We start from the raw sequence: 16,570 nt of genomic DNA, 5'->3' as shown, positions 1-16,570 counted from the left end.
CGGGTGGCCCGGGGGCGGGCAGGGGCGGTGGCGGGGGCGTGCTCCGCCGGATTGGGGGGCGTCACGGGTCCTCCGGGTTGTCGTCGGGGGTCAGGAGTTCCGCGATGTCCAGGACGTGGTGGCCCCGCATGGAAGGCAGGCAGCTCCCGCGCACCGGGCCGATCGCGGACGCCCATTCCGGGGGAATCGCCGATGCGCCCGACATCGCGCCGGCCAGGGCGCCCGCCACCGCGGCGGTCGTGTCGGCGTCCCGGCCCATGTTGACCGCGGTCAGGACGGCCGTACGGAAGTCGCCGCGCGCGGCGGCGAAGGCCCCGAAGGCCAGGCCGACGGCCTCCGGTGCCAGGTCCGTCCACGGATAGCCGCCGATGACGACCGCCGAGCGGACGGTGCGTTCGCGGACGAGCGGGTCGGGCTGGACGCGCTGCGCCGCGACGACCGCGCGGCGCATCGAGCGGGCGGTCCACGAGTCCATCGGCACCACCGACAGGGCCGCGGCGATGATCGAGGCCGGGTCCGCGCCCGACATCGCCGCCGCCACGCCCGCCGCGACCGCCTGGCCTCCGTAGATGCCCTCGCCCTCGTGGCTGACCGAGCCGTCGATCGCCACCAGCCGTGCCGCTTCCGCCGGGCGCCCCGCGGCGAACACCCCGAACGGTGCCGCCCGCATCGCCAGGCCGTCGCTCCAGGCGTGGCGGTGCTGCGCCGAGATCGGGGCGGCGAGGCCGCGCCGCAAGTTCTCCAGGGTGCCGCGCTCGCTGAACCCGGCGCCGCGGAACGGCCCTTCGTCCAGGTCGGCGATCCAGTGGTGCCACGCCTTCTCCACGTGGGCCACGGTCAGCGCCGAGCCGTGCCGGGCGAGCAGCAGCCCGGAGAAGATCGCGTACTCGGTGTCGTCCGTGCCCGCGGGTTCGTCCGCGACGAACCCTTCGATACGGCCCCACGTACGCCGGATCTCGGACGGACGCATGTTCTCGGCCGGAGCCCCGAGTGCGTCCCCGACGGCCAGTCCGAGCAGTGCGCCCCGCGCTCGGTCGAGGAGGAGCGAGCTTGCCGTCGACTCCATCGCGTGGCCCTTCGGTGCGCGGCGATCCGATTCCCGGATGTGTGCCCCGCAGCGGCCGGGGGGTGTCGCGAAGGGCGGCTCTGTCACCCCGATGACAGGTGGTTAGTAAAGCCTGCCTTGCTGGCGAGCCCCTTACATCGCGCGTATTTTCGAGGTGTTGGGGGAGCGGGGTCACCGGACCCGCTGCACCGGAGCAAGGGGAGAACTGTGTCCATCATCGAGACCGAGGCGACGCTTCACGAAGCGCACCGCGACAACCACACGCACCGCGATGTGAACGGCGGGTGGCTGCGGCCGGCGGTGTTCGGCGCGATGGACGGGCTCGTGTCGAACCTCGCCCTGATGACCGGTGTCGCGGGTGGTGCGGTCTCCCAGCAGACCATCGTCATCACGGGCCTCGCCGGACTGGCCGCCGGTGCGTTCTCCATGGCGGCGGGCGAGTACACGTCCGTGGCGTCCCAGCGCGAGCTGGTGGAGGCTGAACTGGACGTCGAGCGCCGCGAGTTGCGCAAGCACCCGGTGGACGAGATGGAGGAGCTCGCCGCGCTGTACGTGGCGCGCGGCGTCGAGCCTCCGCTCGCCCGCGAGGTGGCCATGCAGCTGTCCAGGGACCCCGAGCAGGCGCTGGAGATCCACGCCCGCGAGGAGCTCGGCATCGACCCCGACGATCTGCCCTCGCCGCTGGTGGCCGCGGCTTCCTCCTTCGGGTCCTTCGCGCTCGGCGCGCTCCTGCCCGTCCTGCCGTACCTGCTGGGCGCGACCGCGCTCTGGCCGGCCGTGCTGCTGGCGCTGCTCGGGCTGTTCGCCTGCGGTGCGCTGGTGGCGCGCGTGACCGCGCGCAGCTGGTGGTACAGCGGCCTGCGCCAGCTGGCCCTCGGTGGTGCGGCCGCCGCCGTCACCTACGGTCTCGGCGCCTTGTTCGGCGCGGCACTCTGACCCCGCCGGGCCCGGGGCCGCACCCCGGGCCCGGGACCCGCGAGTCCGCGGCACCTCCGGCATGCGCCGAGATGGGCCGCGGTTTCCGCTTCCCCGCCGGGCATGCGGCGGTTACGGTGGAAGCTCTCGTTCCTCCCGTATCCCCGCGCTCCGGACACGGCGGGCGCGCCCCCACCGACGGATGTGATGAACCTCCAATGGCGGGACCCCACCCGCCGGTGAGACACTATGCACCGCGGCGCATAATGAGCCGTAACGCGACGGTTTCGATTCCTTGAACAGCGGGCATGAGCCGTGAGCGCTGCGGGCAACGAAGCCCGCTCCCCCCGCAGGCCGCCGGACGGCCACCCCGCCCACCCGGCCCCACCTGCGACAACACACTCCACCGCCCCATGCGGTGTCCGCATGCTGGAATGAACTATCCGCTTTTCGAGAAACATTCCATCATGTAACCTGCACGAAATTTCGCGGAGGGCCAACGTCGTCCCTCTGGCACTAGCTCCCCCAGACTCCGTCTGGGAGGTGCCCCCAGCCACGACGACGACGGGAGAGCCGATGCGTTCCGACGCCTGGTCGCCCATGGACGGTCGCCCCGCCCCGCAGGGTATGTACGACCCCCGCAACGAGCACGACGCCTGTGGTGTCGGCTTCGTTGCCACCCTCACCGGTGTTGCCAGCCACGCGCTGGTCGAGCAGGCGCTGACCGTTCTGCGCAACCTGGAGCACCGGGGCGCCACCGGTTCCGAGCCCGATTCCGGCGACGGCGCGGGCATCCTGTTCCAGGTCCCGGACGCCTTCCTGCGCGAGGTCACCGACTTCGAGCTCCCGGCGGCCGGTGAATACGCGGTCGGCATCGCCTTCCTCCCCGCGGACGGCTCCGCACAGGCCGTCTCGCGGATCGAGACGATCGCCGCCGAGGAGAACCTCACCGTCCTCGGCTGGCGCGAGGTCCCCGTCGCCCCCGAGCTGCTCGGCGCCACCGCCCGCTCCACCATGCCGGTCTTCCGTCAGCTGTTCGTGAGCGACGGCGGCACGAGCACGGGCATCGAGCTGGACCGCAAGGCGTTCCTGCTGCGCAAGCGCGCCGAGCGCGAGGCCGGGGTCTACTTCCCCTCGCTCTCCGCCCGCACCATTGTCTACAAAGGCATGCTCACCACCGGTCAGCTTGAGCCCTTCTTCCCGGACCTGTCCGACCGGCGCTGCGCCACGGCCGTCGCGCTCGTGCACTCCCGCTTCTCCACCAACACCTTCCCGAGCTGGCCGCTGGCCCACCCGTACCGCTTCGTCGCGCACAACGGCGAGATCAACACGGTCAAGGGCAACCGCAACTGGATGCGGGCCCGCGAGTCGCAGCTCCTCTCCGGCCTCTTCGGTGACAAGGGCCTGGAGCGGATCTTCCCGGTCTGCACGCCGGACGCCTCCGACTCCGCCTCCTTCGACGAGGTGCTGGAGCTGCTCCACCTCGGCGGCCGTTCGCTGCCGCACAGCGTCCTGATGATGGTTCCGGAGGCGTGGGAGAACCACGACTCCATGGACCCGGCCCGGCGCGCCTTCTACCAGTACCACTCCACGATGATGGAGCCCTGGGACGGCCCGGCCTGCGTCACCTTCACCGACGGCGTCCAGGTCGGCGCCGTTCTCGACCGCAACGGTCTGCGCCCCGGCCGCTACTGGGTCACCGACGACGGCCTCGTCGTCCTCTCCTCCGAGGTCGGCGTCCTCGACATCGACCCCGCCAAGGTCGTCCGCAAGGGCCGCCTCCAGCCCGGCAAGATGTTCCTCGTCGACACCGCCGAGCACCGCATCATCGAGGACGACGAGATCAAGGCCGCCCTCGCCGCGGAGCACCCGTACCAGGAGTGGCTGGAGACGGGGATCATCGAGCTCGAGGACCTCCCCGAGCGCGAGCACATCGTCCACACCCACGCCTCGGTCACCCGCCGCCAGCAGACCTTCGGCTACACCGAGGAGGAGCTGCGCGTCCTCCTCGCGCCGATGGCCCGCACCGGTGCCGAGCCGATCGGCTCCATGGGCACGGACTCGCCGATCGCCGCGCTCTCCGAGCGTCCGCGTCTGCTGTTCGACTACTTCACCCAGCTGTTCGCGCAGGTCACCAACCCGCCGCTGGACGCCATCCGCGAGGAGCTCGTCACCTCGCTGCACTCCTCGCTCGGCCCCCAGGGCAACCTGCTGGAGCCGACCGCAGCGTCCTGCCGCAGCGTCACCCTGCCGTTCCCGGTCATCGACAACGACGAGCTGGCCAAGCTCATCCACATCAACGCCGACGGCGACATGCCCGGCATGAAGGCCGCCACGCTCTCCGGCCTCTACCGGGTCTCCGGCGGCGGCGAGGCCCTCGCGGCCCGCATCGAGGAGATCTGCGCCGAGGCCGACGCCGCCATCGAGGGCGGCGCCCGCCTGATCGTGCTGTCCGACCGGCACTCCGACGCCGAGCACGCGCCGATCCCGTCGCTGCTGCTCACCTCCGCCGTCCACCACCACCTCATCCGCACCAAGCAGCGCACCCAGGTGGGCCTGCTGGTCGAGGCCGGTGACGTCCGCGAGGTGCACCACGTCGCGCTGCTCATCGGGTACGGCGCCGCCGCCGTCAACCCGTACCTCGCGATGGAGTCCGTCGAGGACCTGGTCCGCGCCGGCACCTTCGTCGAGGGCCTGGAGCCCGAGCAGGCCATCCGCAACCTGATCTACGCCCTCGGCAAGGGCGTTCTGAAGGTCATGTCCAAGATGGGCATCTCGACCGTCGCCTCCTACCGCGGCGCCCAGGTCTTCGAGGCCGTCGGCCTCGACGAGGCCTTCGTCGAGAAGTACTTCAACGGCACCGCCACCAAGATCGGTGGCGCCGGCCTGGACGTCGTCGCCAAGGAGGTCGCCGCCCGCCACGCCAAGGCGTACCCCGCCTCCGGCGTCCCCTCCGCGCACCGCGCGCTGGAGATCGGCGGCGAATACCAGTGGCGCCGCGAGGGCGAGCCGCACCTGTTCGACCCGGAGACGGTCTTCCGCCTGCAGCACGCCACGCGCGCCGGCCGCTACGACATCTTCAAGAAGTACACGGACCGGGTGAACGAGCAGTCCGAGCGCCTCATGACGCTGCGCGGCCTGTTCGGCTTCAAGTCCGACCGCCCCTCGATCCCCCTCGAGGAGGTCGAGCCGGCGAGCGAGATCGTCAAGCGGTTCTCCACCGGCGCCATGTCGTACGGCTCCATCTCCCAGGAGGCGCACGAGACCCTCGCCATCGCCATGAACCAGCTGGGCGGAAAGTCCAACACCGGTGAGGGCGGCGAGGACCCGGAGCGCCTGTACGACCCGGCGCGGCGCTCGTCGATCAAGCAGGTCGCCTCCGGCCGCTTCGGCGTCACCTCCGAGTACCTGGTCAACGCGGACGACATCCAGATCAAGATGGCCCAGGGCGCCAAGCCCGGCGAGGGCGGCCAGCTGCCCGGCCACAAGGTGTACCCGTGGGTCGCCAAGACCCGGCACTCCACCCCGGGCGTCGGCCTGATCTCCCCGCCGCCGCACCACGACATCTACTCCATCGAGGACCTGGCTCAGCTGATCCACGACCTCAAGAACGCCAACCCGGCCGCCCGCATCCACGTGAAGCTGGTGTCCGAGGTCGGCGTCGGCACGGTCGCCGCCGGCGTGTCCAAGGCCCACGCGGACGTCGTGCTCATCTCCGGCCACGACGGCGGTACGGGCGCGTCCCCGCTGACGTCGCTGAAGCACGCGGGCGGCCCCTGGGAGCTCGGCCTCGCCGAGACCCAGCAGACCCTGCTGCTCAACGGCCTGCGCGACCGGATCGTCGTCCAGACCGACGGTCAGCTCAAGACCGGCCGTGACGTCGTCATCGCCGCGCTGCTCGGCGCCGAGGAGTTCGGTTTCGCGACCGCGCCGCTCGTCGTCTCCGGCTGCGTCATGATGCGCGTCTGCCACCTGGACACCTGCCCGGTCGGCATCGCCACCCAGAACCCGGTGCTGCGCGAGCGGTTCTCCGGCAAGGCCGAATTCGTCGTCAACTTCTTCCGGTTCATCGCCGAGGAGGTGCGCGAGCTGCTCGCCGAGCTCGGCTTCCGCACCCTGGAGGAGGCCGTCGGTCACGCCGAGCTGCTCGACACCACCAAGGCCGTGAACCACTGGAAGGCGCAGGGCCTCGACCTGGCTCCGCTGTTCCACGTCCCCGAACTGCCGGAGGGCGCGGTGCGCCACCAGCTGATCGAGCAGGACCACGGCCTGGAGAAGGCGCTGGACAACGAGCTCATCGAGCTCGCCGCCGACGCCCTCGACGCGGCCTCCGCCGAGGACGCCCGCCCGGTCCGCGCGCAGGTCCCGATCCGCAACATCAACCGCACGGTCGGCACCATGCTCGGCCACCGGGTGACGCAGAAGTTCGGTGGCGCGGGCCTCCCCGACGACACCATCGACATCACCTTCACCGGCTCGGCCGGCCAGTCCTTCGGCGCGTTCCTGCCGCGCGGCATCACGCTGCGCCTGGAGGGCGACGCCAACGACTACGTCGGCAAGGGACTCTCCGGCGGCCGCGTGATCGTCCGTCCCGACCGGGGCGCCGACCACCTGGCCGAGTACTCCACCATCGCGGGCAACACCATCGCGTACGGCGCGACCGGCGGCGAGATCTTCCTGCGCGGCCGCACCGGCGAACGGTTCTGCGTCCGCAACTCCGGCGCGCTGGTCGTCTCCGAGGGCGTGGGCGACCACGGTTGCGAGTACATGACCGGCGGTCACGCGGTGGTGCTCGGCGAGACGGGCCGCAACTTCGCGGCCGGCATGTCGGGCGGCGTCGCGTACGTCATCGACCTCGTCCGGGACAACGTCAACTCCGGCAACCTGGGCGCCGTCGAGGCCCTGGACGAGGCCGACCGGGCGTGGCTGCACGACGTCGTGCGCCGCCACCACGAGGAGACGGGCTCGACCGTAGCCGAGAAGCTCCTTGCCGACTGGTCCACCGCCGTGGACCGGTTCAGCAAGATCATCCCGACCACGTACAAGGCAGTGCTCGCCGCCAAGGACGCCGCTGAGCTCGCCGGTCTCTCCGAGCAGGAGACCACCGAGAAGATGATGGAGGCGGCGACCAATGGCTGACCCCAAGGGCTTCCTGACCACCGGGCGCGAGGTCGCCAAGACCCGCCCCGTGGCCGAGCGCGTCAAGGACTGGAACGAGGTCTACGTCCCCGGCTCCCTGCTGCCGATCATCAGCAAGCAGGCCGGCCGGTGCATGGACTGCGGCATCCCGTTCTGCCACAACGGCTGTCCGCTCGGGAACCTGATCCCCGAGTGGAACGACTACGCCTACCGCGAGGACTGGCAGGCCGCGAGCGAGCGCCTGCACGCCACGAACAACTTCCCGGAGTTCACCGGGCGGCTGTGCCCGGCCCCGTGCGAGTCGGCGTGCGTGCTGGGCATCAACCAGCCGCCGGTCACCATCAAGAACGTCGAGGTCTCGATCATCGACAAGGCGTGGGACAACGGTGACGTCACGCCGCAGCCGCCGGAGCGGCTGTCCGGCAAGACCGTCGCCGTCATCGGCTCCGGCCCGGCGGGCCTCGCCGCCGCGCAGCAGCTGACCCGCGCCGGCCACACGGTCGCCGTGTACGAGCGGGCCGACCGCATCGGCGGTCTGCTGCGGTACGGCATCCCCGAGTTCAAGATGGAGAAGGTGCACATCAACCGCCGCATCGAGCAGATGCGCGCGGAGGGCACCAAGTTCCGCACCGAGATCGAGATCGGCCGCGACATCGACGCCGCGAAGCTGCGGCAGCGGTACGACGCCGTCGTCATCGCCGCCGGCGCCACCGTCTCGCGCGACCTGCCCGTGCCGGGGCGCGAGCTCAAGGGCATCCACTTCGCGATGGAGTACCTGCCGCTCGCCAACAAGGTGCAGGAGGGCGACTTCGTGGCGCCCCCGATCACCGCCGAGGGCAAGCACGTCGTGGTCATCGGCGGCGGCGACACCGGCGCGGACTGCGTGGGCACCGCCCACCGCCAGGGCGCGCTGTCCGTCACGCAGCTGGAGATCATGCCCAAGCCGGGCGAGGACCGGAACCCGGTCACCCAGCCCTGGCCGACCTTCCCCATGCTCTACAAGGTCACCTCGGCCCACGAGGAGGGCGGCGAGCGGGTCTACTCCGTCTCCACCACCCACTTCGAGGGCGACGAGGACGGCAACGTCCAGTTCCTCCACCTCGTCGAGGTCGAGTTCAAGGACGGCAAGCTGGAGCAGAAGCCGGGCACCGAGCGGAAGATCCCGGCCCAGCTCGTCACCCTCGCCATGGGCTTCACCGGCACCGACCAGTCCAACGGCCTGGTGGAGCAGTTCGGCCTGGAGCTCGACGCGCGCGGCAACATCGCGCGTGACGAGAGCTACGCGACCAACGTCGACGGCGTCTTCGTCGCCGGTGACGCCGGCCGCGGCCAGTCGCTCATCGTCTGGGCCATCGCCGAGGGACGCTCCGCCGCCCGCGGAGTGGACCGCTACCTGACGGGTGCGAGCGAACTGCCCGCCCCGATCCGCCCGACGGACCGCGCCCTGGCGGTCTGACGGCCGCTCGCCCGCGCCGCCGAGGAGCCCCCGACCGTCCCGAGGCCCCGACCCGTCCGGAGTCCCGGGCGGTCCGGTGCCGCACACCGGCCGGGCGCCGCGTACGATGACGTACGCGGCGCCCCCGGCCGGACAGTCGTCCTCCACCGGCCCGGCCCCCAGTGGCCCGAGGCACCCCTCATTCGTCCCGTACAACGGCGTGCGGAACACAGCAGCGCCTGCCGTGTCCCCGACCGGACCTTCGGCAGGCGCTGCACCCTTTCCCGAAGGCCCGGCGGAGAACGGTGACGGTCCCCTAATCTCCTCGTATGCCGATCAGCCTCCGGAAGATGGAGGAGACCGCGCCCGCGCTGGTCGACCTCTACAAGAGCGCGGGTGTCTCCCTCCGCAAGCACGGGCTGAGCGGCGAGCGCGCCGCCGTCTACCTCGTGGTCGACCACTCCGGCTCGATGCGGCCGTACTACCGGGACGGCAGCGTCCAGGCGCTCGCCGACCGGGTGCTGAGCCTGTCGGCCCACCTCGACGACGACGGGCGCGTCCCTGTCGTCTTCTTCTCGACGGACATCGACGCCGAGACCGAGATCGCACCGGCGGACCACCACGGCAGGATCGAACGGATCGTGGCGAACCTCGACCACATGGGCAGGACCAACTACCACCTGGCCATGGACGCGGTCATCGACCACTACCTCGACAGCGGTGCCGCCACGCCCGCGCTCGTCGTCTTCCAGACGGACGGAGGACCGACCAGCAGGCTCGCGGCCGAACGCTACGTCTGCAAGGCGGCGAAACTGCCCCTGTTCTGGCAGTTCATCGGCTTCGGCGACCCGGACAGCCGCCAGTTCGACTTCCTGCGCAGGCTCGACGAGCTCGCCGTGCCCGCGAAGCGCTGCGTCGACAACGCGGGCTTCTTCCACGCGGGCACCGACCCGTCCCGCGTCCCCGACGGCGTGCTCTACGACCGGCTGGTCGCGGAGTTCCCGGCCTGGCTCGCCGCGGCGCGGGCCCAGGGCATCGTGCGTTCGGCCTGACGTGTGATTGTCGCCCTCGCCGCGGGACTCCCTGGGGCCGCGGGGTAGTGCTGCTCCTCGGGATACCGGCTACCGGATGGGAGACGCACACATGCGCCGTACAGGACTCGTGGTCGCCGCGGCGACCGCACTCGCGCTGGGGGCGGGCGGCGGGACCGCCCGGGCGGAAGCGACCGTGCTCGCCGACGTGTCGGCGAGCTGGGGCGACCGCGTCCAGCTCCGGTTCACCTGGACCGAACGGCACACCGTCGAGGGCGGTACCGTCACCGTCACCGACACCACCTGCGACGACCGCCCCGTGTACGTCTCCGTCGCCGTCACCACGGGCGCCGGGCGGACCGTCCCGCTGGGCGACCGGCACCACACCGGCGGCTGCGGCACGAGCGCCGAGTTCCACGACATCGCCGCGTCGGACGAGAGCGGGATCCGCCGGCTGGCGCTGACGATCTGCCGGGAGGGCGGCACCTGCGAGACGCGCTACACGGGGGCCAATCCGTACCGGCTCGATGCGCTTCCCGTCTGATACCCGACACAAGGTGTCCGGTATCCCGGGTTCCCTGGTGCCATGGCATTCCGTTGGGCAGACTTCCGGGCGGCGGAGCCGCAGTTCGCGCAGATCGTCGAACAGCGCTTCGCCGCGTACACGCACCACGTCCTCGGCACCCTGCGCAAGGACGGCTCCCCGCGGCTGAGCGGTCTCGAAGTCACCTTCCGCTCCGACGAGCTGTGGCTCGGCATGATGCCGAGGTCGCGCAAGGCGTACGACCTGCGGCGCGACCCGCGCTTCGCCCTGTACGCCAATCCGGGCGGCGGAACCGGCATGGGCGGCGGTGACGTGCGGATCGGGGGCCGGGCCGTCGAGGTGACGGACCCGGCGGTCATGGCCCGGTTCGCGGACGAGGCGGAGGCGCCCCAGCCGTTCCACCTCTTCCGCGCGGAGCTCTCCGAGGTCGTGCGCACCTCGGTCGAGGGCGACCGGCTCGTCGTGGAGACCTGGCACCCGGGCGGACCGGTGCGCACGGTACGTCGGGGCAACGACTAGGGCTGTCTCCCGGATCGTCCCCGGGCCCCGGGGCAGGGCCCCGGGCGGCTCAGGTCACCAGGGACCACTTCCGGTCGGCGCCGCCCGTGCACGTCCACAGCTGCGTCGGTGTCCCGTCCGCGGGAGTGTTGCCGAGGACGTCCAGGCACCTGTTCGCCGGCAGGTTCACCAGGTCGTTCGTCGCGGCGTTGTACGACCAGCGCTGCGCACCGGTGCCGTTGCAGTCCCACAGCTGGACGCGGGTGCCGTCGGCCGTGCCGGCGGAGGCGGCGTCGAGGCACTTGCCGAGGGCCCGGACGGTCCCGTCGCGGCGGGTGTGCTGGGGGCGGTGGTCGCCGTCCCGCTGGTGTCCGTGGTGTGGGCCGTGCACCAGGCGCTGCGGAGGCGTCAGGGCAGGAACGGTGCCAGCTCGGCGGCGGCCTGACCGAGGTGCGCGACGTCCCCGGCGGTGGCGAACTCGTGGTCGGCGTAGTCGAACCCGGGCGTGACCACCTCCGCCACCAGGGCGTACGGCGCGTCCTCGACGAGGTGGGACGCCTTCCACAGCCCTCCCGGCACGACGAGGAAGTGCTCCGCGCCGGACCGCAGGGTGACGTACTCGACCGTCCCCCGCTCGCCGGCCGTCACGTACCGCACCGGCCCGCCGTCGACGAGGAAGTGCAGGATGTCGCTGCGGTTGCGGTGCAGTCTCCCGCGCGGCTGCTCCCGGGTGAGCAGGTAGTGGATCGACGTGGCGAGCGGACGTTCGCCCCGGGGCAGCTCGACGTGCCCGGGGCTCGTGTAGAGGCGCCGGAAGAAGCCCCTCCGGATGCGGTTGCATTCCCGGTTCGTTCTGCCAGTCGCGCACGGTCGCTCCTCCCGGGGCCCGGCCGGGGCCATGTGCCCGTCCGCGGGCAGCCTACGGCTCCCTCACCCCGCGTCGGCCAGGACCTGCGCACGACACCATGCGGGATCCCCCCAGGCGGCGCGCAGCGGGCGCGCCTTGCGCAGCCACAGCGCGAGGTCCAGCTCCTCGGTGTACCCGACGGCGCCGTGCAGCTGGAGTGCGGTGCGGGCGGCCGCGTACGCCGCGTCGCCCGCCGCCGCCTTGGCCGCCGCGATGTCGGCGGTCCGCAGGGACAGCGCCGCCCCGTGCAGCAGCGGCCGTGCGAACGCCAGGCCCAGCAGGGTGTCCGCCAGCCGGTGCTTGACCGCCTGGAAGGAGCCGACGGCCGCGCCGAACTGGGTGCGCAGCCCGACGTACGCGACGGTCCGGTCCAGCAGCGCGTACCCGACGCCGAGCGACTGCGCCGCCGTGGCGAGCGCGGCCCAGTCCGCCGCGTACCGGGCCGCCTCCGCCACCCGCGGCCCGGCCGCCAGCAGCTCCCCGCCGGGCGACGGGCGCGCGAGGCGGCGCGCGGGGTCGGCGGAGGTGCGAACGGGTCCGTGGCCCGGTGCGAGGCGCAACTCCCCGGCGGCGGCGTCCGCGACGAGCGTCACGTCTGCGGTGCCGGCGTCGAGGGCCCAGCCGTGCGCGGAGGGCAGCGTCGCCGTCAGCGCACCCGAGGCCAGGGGCGGCAGCAGCCGCCGCGCCGGGGCGCCCAGGCCGCGTTCCGCCAGCCGCGCGAGCAGGGCCGCGGCCGCGACCGTCTCCACCACGGGGCCCGGCACCGCGTGGCGGCCCAGCTCGGTGAAGGCGACGGCGACCTCGACCGGCCGCGGGCCGAGCCCGCCCTCATACGCCTCCGGGACCGCCAGCGCGAACACCCCCGCCTCCGCCAGCCGCGACCACAGCGCCCGGCCGGGGCGGGTGTCCCCGGCCGCCCAGGACCGCGCGGCGGCCGGGGTGCCGGAGGCCGACAGCAGGGCGTTCAGGGACCCGGCGAACGCCCGCTGCTCGTCGGTGAGCCGGAAGCGCATCAGCGGCGGCCCTTCGGCAGGCCGAGCAGCCGCTCGGCGACGATGTCGCGCTGGATCTCGTTCGTCCCGGCGTAGATCGGCCCGGCGAGCGCGAAGGTGTACCCCTCCGCCCACGCGTGGTCCGCGAACTCGCCCTCCGCGCCGAGGAGGTCGAGGGCCGTCTCGTGCAGGGCGATGTCGTACTCGGACCAGAACAGCTTGTTCAGGCTGGACTCCGCGGCGGCCGTCCCGCCCGCCGCAGCCGCCGCCGTGAACAGCCGGTACGCCCGTGCCCCGATCACCGCGTCCGCCACCCGGTCGCGCAGCCCCGGGTCCTCGCCGCGCTCCCGCCACAGCCGTACCAGGCGGTCGGCGGCCGCGAGGTAGCGGCCCGGTGAACGGAGCGTGAGGCCGCGCTCGTCCCCGGTCGCCGACATGGCGATCCGCCAGCCCTCGCCCGGTGCGCCGATCACGTCCTCGTCCGGGACGAGAACGCCGTCGAGGAACAGCTCGGCGAAGGCCGGCCTGCCGTCCAGCCGCCCGATCGGCCGCACCGTCACACCCGGGGCGCGCAGGCCGAACATCAGGTAGGTCAGGCCCCGGTGCCGCCGGGCGTCCGGATCCGTGCGGAAGAGCCCGAAGGCCCGGTCGGCGAAGGCCGCGCGGGACGACCACGTCTTGTGGCCGTGCAGCAGCCAGCCGCCGTCCGTGCGCACCGCGCGCGAGCGGAGCGCGGCGAGGTCGGAACCGGCCTCCGGCTCGGACCACGCCTGCGCCCAGACCGTCCCGCCGCCCGCCATCGGCGGCAGGATCCGCGCCCGCTGCTCCTCGGTGCCGTGGGCGAAGAGCGTCGGGGCGAGGAGGCCGATGCCGTTCTGCGAGACGCGGGCGGGCGCACCGGCCGCGTAGTACTCCTCCTCGAAGACCAGCCACTCGGTGAGGCCGGCGTCCCGGCCGCCGTACCGCCGCGGCCACGACACCACCGACCAGCCGCCGGCGTGCAGTTCCGCCTCCCACGCGCGGTGGGCGGCGAAGCCCTCGGCCGTCTCCAGGGAGGGCAGGGGGTCCCCGGGTACGTGCGCCGCCAGCCATGCCCGGGCCTGGTGGCGGAACTCCTGCTGTGCGCCGGTGTACGTCAGGTCCATGTCGGTACCTTCCCTAACAAGCGTTTGGCAGGTTAGCGTACGGTCATGAGGAGCGTCGAGTACGTCGCGGGACACGGTCTGCTGGCCGGACGCACCGCCGTCGTCACCGCCGCCGCCGGAGCGGGCATCGGCGGCGCAACCGCCCGCCGGCTCCTGGAGGAGGGCGCCCGGGTGCTCATCAGCGACGCCCACCCGCGCCGCCTGGAGCAGGCCGGGCGGACGCTCGCCGCGGAGTTCGGGCCGGACGCCGTCGCCGCACTGCCGTGCGACGTCACCCGCGAGGACCAGGTCCGGGCACTGTTCGCGGCGGCCGTGACCCGCCACGGCAGGCTCGACGTCGTCGTCAACAACGCCGGACTCGGGGGCACGGCCCCGCTCGCCGACATGACCGACGACCAGTGGGACCGCGTCGTCGACGTGACACTGAACGGCACCTTCCGCTGCACCCGCGCGGCGCTGCGGCTGCTGCGCGACCAGGGCGGCGGCGGAGTGATCGTCAACAACGCGTCCGTGCTCGGCTGGCGCGCCCAGGCCGGGCAGGCGCACTACGCCGCCGCCAAGGCCGGCGTCATGGCCCTCACCCGCTGCGCGGCGGCCGAAGCGGCGGCGTACCCCGGCGACCCCGTCCGCGTCAACGCCGTCGCCCCCAGCCTCGCCATGCACCCGCACCTGGTGAAGGTCACCTCCGCCGGACTGCTGGACGAACTCACCGCCCGCGAGGCGTTCGGGCGGTACGCGGAGCCCTGGGAGGTCGCCAACGTCATCGTCTTCCTCGCCAGCGGATACGCCTCGTACCTCACCGGCGAGGTCGTCTCCGTCAGCAGCCAGCACGCGTAGGCCCAGAATGGGCACGTGCCGAACAAGAAGAAGACCCAGGTGACCGCGGCCGCGCCGGTGCGGCGCGACGAGATCCTCGCCACGGCGGCCGAGGTGTTCGCCGCCCAGGGGTACAACGCCACGACGGTCCGCCGGATCGCCGACGAGGCCGGGATGCTCGCCGGGAGCCTCTACTACCACTTCGATTCCAAGGAATCGATGGTCGACGAGATCCTCTCCGGCTTCCTCGACGAACTGTGGGCGGGGTACGACGCCGTCCTCGCCGCCGGGCTCGGGCCCCGGGAGACCATCGAGGCGCTCGTCACCGAATCGTTCCGGGAGATCGACCGGCACCGCGCCGCCGTCGCGATCTACCAGAAGGAGGCCCGGCACCTGGCCGCCCAGCCGCGCTTCCAGTACCTCACCGAGTCGCAGCGGAAGTTCGAGAGGGCCTGGCTCGGCACGCTGGAACGCGGCGTGGCGGCGCGGGTGTTCCGCGCCGACCTCGACGTCCGGCTCACCTACCGGTTCGTGCGCGACACGGTGTGGGTCGCGGCGTCCTGGTACCGCCCCGGGGGCCTGCACAGCCCCGAGGAGATCGCCCGCCAGTACCTGTCGATGGTGCTGGACGGTATCGCCGTACGGAACTGACCGACAGGGAGTCGTCATGGCCGAGGCCTACATCGTCGAAGCGGTCCGCACACCGGTCGGACGGCGCGGAGGGGGCCTCGGCGCCGTCCACCCCGCCGACCTCGGCGCGCACGTCCTGCGCGAGCTGGTGGCACGCGCGGGCATCGACCCGGCCGCCGTCGACGACGTCGTGTTCGGCTGCCTCGACGCGGTGGGGCCGCAGGCGGGGGACATCGCCCGCACGGCATGGCTGGCCGCCGGGCTCCCCGAGGAGGTGCCCGGCGTCACCGTCGACCGGCAGTGCGGCTCCTCGCAGCAGGCGGTGCACTTCGCCGCCCAGGCGGTGCTGTCCGGCACCCAGGACCTCGTCGTGGCGGGTGGCACCCAGAACATGACCATGATCCCGATCGCGTACGCCTCACGGCAGGCGGCCGTGCCGCTGGGCCTGACCGAAGGGCCGTTCGCCGGCTCACGAGGATGGCGGGCCCGGTACGGCGACGCGCCGGTCAACCAGTTCGCCGGCGCCGAGATGATCGCCCGCCGGTGGGGCATCACCCGACGCGATCAGGAGGAGTACGCGCTCCTCTCCCACCGGAGGGCGGTACGCGCGGCCGACGAGGGCCGCTTCGCCCGCGAGACGACGGCCTGCGGCACGCTCACCGCGGACGAGGGGCCGCGCCGCGACACGACCCCGGAGAAGATGGCCGCCCTGCCGCCGGTGCTGCCCGGCGGCACCGTCACCGCCGCCTGCTCCTCCCAGGTCTCCGACGGCGCCGCGGCGCTGCTCCTGGCGAGCGGCCGCGCGGTGGCGGACCACGGGCTGACCCCCCGCGCCCGGATCCACCACCTCTCCGCGCGGGGCGAGGACCCGATCCGCATGCTCACCGCGCCCATCCCCGCCACCGCCCACGCCCTGAGGAGGACGGGCCTGGCGATGGACGACATCGACCTGGTCGAGATCAACGAGGCGTTCGCCCCGGTGGTCCTCGCCTGGCTGAAGGAGACCGGTGCCGACCCCGCCCGCGTCAACGTCAACGGCGGCGCGATCGCCCTCGGCCACCCCCTCGGCGCGACGGGAGCCCGCCTGATGACCACGCTCCTGCACGAACTGGAGCGCACCGGCGGCCGCTACGGCCTGCAGACGATGTGCGAGGGCGGCGGCCAGGCGAACGTGACGATCGTCGAGCGGCTCTGAGGGGCCCGGACCAGGCCCCGGCGCCGGCCCCGGGCGCCTCCGGCCGCCGACGTGGCACGGCTCACTCGACCGGCTCCGCACGGTGGCGCGGGCCGTGCTACGGTTTCCGTGTTGCAGTTTTGGTACCCATGAACTTTGTGTGCGCCTGACGGGAATGCTCCGCAGGCGCATCATTTGTTTCCGGCATCTCCGGATGGGGCCCTCGACACCATTCAGGAGAACAACATGGCTACTGGAACCGTGAAGTGGTTCAACTC

The 16,570-nt window shown here is 72.7% G+C and carries 14 protein-coding genes; 9 read left to right on the top strand and 5 right to left on the bottom strand.

What is annotated here, in order from left to right:
• Positions 1–61: 61 nt before the first annotated feature.
• Positions 62–1,066, bottom strand: coding sequence for an ADP-ribosylglycohydrolase family protein (locus tag IH00_RS0112780; protein WP_031072845.1), 1,005 nt, complete (start codon positions 1,064–1,066; stop codon positions 62–64).
• Positions 1,067–1,273: 207 nt separating this feature from the next.
• On the opposite strand from IH00_RS0112780, the gene IH00_RS0112775 reads away from it, so the two are divergent.
• From IH00_RS0112775 to IH00_RS0112750, 6 genes are all read left to right on the top strand, one after another.
• A complete protein-coding gene (locus IH00_RS0112775) occupies positions 1,274–2,002 on the top strand; it encodes a VIT1/CCC1 transporter family protein (protein ID WP_031072843.1) in 729 nt (242 codons plus the stop codon).
• A gap of 555 nt (positions 2,003–2,557) precedes the next feature.
• Entirely contained in the window at positions 2,558–7,120 is a 4,563-nt protein-coding gene (gene gltB, locus IH00_RS0112770; protein WP_031072840.1) for a glutamate synthase large subunit, read from the top strand.
• The gene (locus tag IH00_RS0112765; protein WP_031072838.1) at positions 7,113–8,576 is read left to right on the top strand and encodes a glutamate synthase subunit beta; all 1,464 of its coding nucleotides are present in this window, start codon (positions 7,113–7,115) and stop codon (positions 8,574–8,576) included. The genes gltB and IH00_RS0112765 overlap by 8 nt, the downstream gene beginning before the upstream one ends.
• A gap of 308 nt (positions 8,577–8,884) precedes the next feature.
• Positions 8,885–9,607: a vWA domain-containing protein gene (locus IH00_RS0112760; protein ID WP_031072836.1), complete on the top strand. Its 723-nt coding sequence runs from the start codon at positions 8,885–8,887 to the stop codon at positions 9,605–9,607.
• 91 nt (positions 9,608–9,698) lie between these two features.
• Positions 9,699–10,130 carry a hypothetical protein gene (locus IH00_RS0112755; protein WP_158827795.1) on the top strand — a complete coding sequence of 144 codons (432 nt, stop codon included), beginning with the start codon at positions 9,699–9,701 and terminating at the stop codon, positions 10,128–10,130.
• A gap of 42 nt (positions 10,131–10,172) precedes the next feature.
• A complete protein-coding gene (locus tag IH00_RS0112750; protein ID WP_031072833.1) occupies positions 10,173–10,649 on the top strand; it encodes a pyridoxamine 5'-phosphate oxidase family protein in 477 nt (158 codons plus the stop codon).
• Between the two features lie 49 nt (positions 10,650–10,698).
• On the opposite strand, the gene IH00_RS44010 is transcribed toward IH00_RS0112750, so the two are convergent.
• Genes IH00_RS44010 through IH00_RS0112730 form a run of 4 tightly spaced genes read right to left on the bottom strand, consistent with a single transcriptional unit; the run spans position 10,699 to position 13,672 of the window.
• A complete protein-coding gene (locus tag IH00_RS44010) occupies positions 10,699–11,019 on the bottom strand; it encodes an RICIN domain-containing protein (protein WP_031072831.1) in 321 nt (106 codons plus the stop codon).
• 17 nt (positions 11,020–11,036) lie between these two features.
• Positions 11,037–11,528 (bottom strand): cupin domain-containing protein, encoded by a 492-nt coding sequence (locus tag IH00_RS44000; RefSeq protein ID WP_052411349.1) that lies wholly within the window; start codon positions 11,526–11,528, stop codon positions 11,037–11,039.
• A 30-nt stretch (positions 11,529–11,558) separates the two neighbouring features.
• Positions 11,559–12,548 (bottom strand): acyl-CoA dehydrogenase family protein, encoded by a 990-nt coding sequence (locus IH00_RS0112735; protein WP_031072827.1) that lies wholly within the window; start codon positions 12,546–12,548, stop codon positions 11,559–11,561.
• Complete coding sequence (locus tag IH00_RS0112730; protein ID WP_031072826.1) at positions 12,548–13,672, bottom strand: acyl-CoA dehydrogenase family protein; 1,125 nt, start codon at positions 13,670–13,672, stop codon at positions 12,548–12,550. The genes IH00_RS0112735 and IH00_RS0112730 overlap by 1 nt, the downstream gene beginning before the upstream one ends.
• A gap of 45 nt (positions 13,673–13,717) precedes the next feature.
• Here IH00_RS0112730 and IH00_RS0112725 point away from each other — a divergent pair, with 45 nt between their 5' ends.
• The 3 genes from IH00_RS0112725 to IH00_RS0112715 are packed head-to-tail and all read left to right on the top strand — an operon-like array spanning position 13,718 to position 16,313.
• The gene (locus tag IH00_RS0112725; protein WP_031072824.1) at positions 13,718–14,509 is read left to right on the top strand and encodes an SDR family oxidoreductase; all 792 of its coding nucleotides are present in this window, start codon (positions 13,718–13,720) and stop codon (positions 14,507–14,509) included.
• Between the two features lie 15 nt (positions 14,510–14,524).
• On the top strand, positions 14,525–15,139 hold the full coding sequence (locus tag IH00_RS0112720) for a TetR/AcrR family transcriptional regulator (protein ID WP_031072822.1): 615 nt from the start codon (positions 14,525–14,527) through the stop codon (positions 15,137–15,139).
• A 16-nt stretch (positions 15,140–15,155) separates the two neighbouring features.
• A complete protein-coding gene (locus tag IH00_RS0112715; RefSeq protein ID WP_031072820.1) occupies positions 15,156–16,313 on the top strand; it encodes an acetyl-CoA C-acetyltransferase in 1,158 nt (385 codons plus the stop codon).
• Positions 16,314–16,570 lie beyond the last annotated feature (257 nt).

Source organism: Streptomyces sp. NRRL S-118 (assembly GCF_000716335.1).
GTDB lineage: Bacteria > Actinomycetota > Actinomycetes > Streptomycetales > Streptomycetaceae > Streptomyces.
The sequence above is the reverse complement of the archived record's forward strand: the minus strand, read 5'-3'. Positions and strand labels throughout refer to the sequence as shown.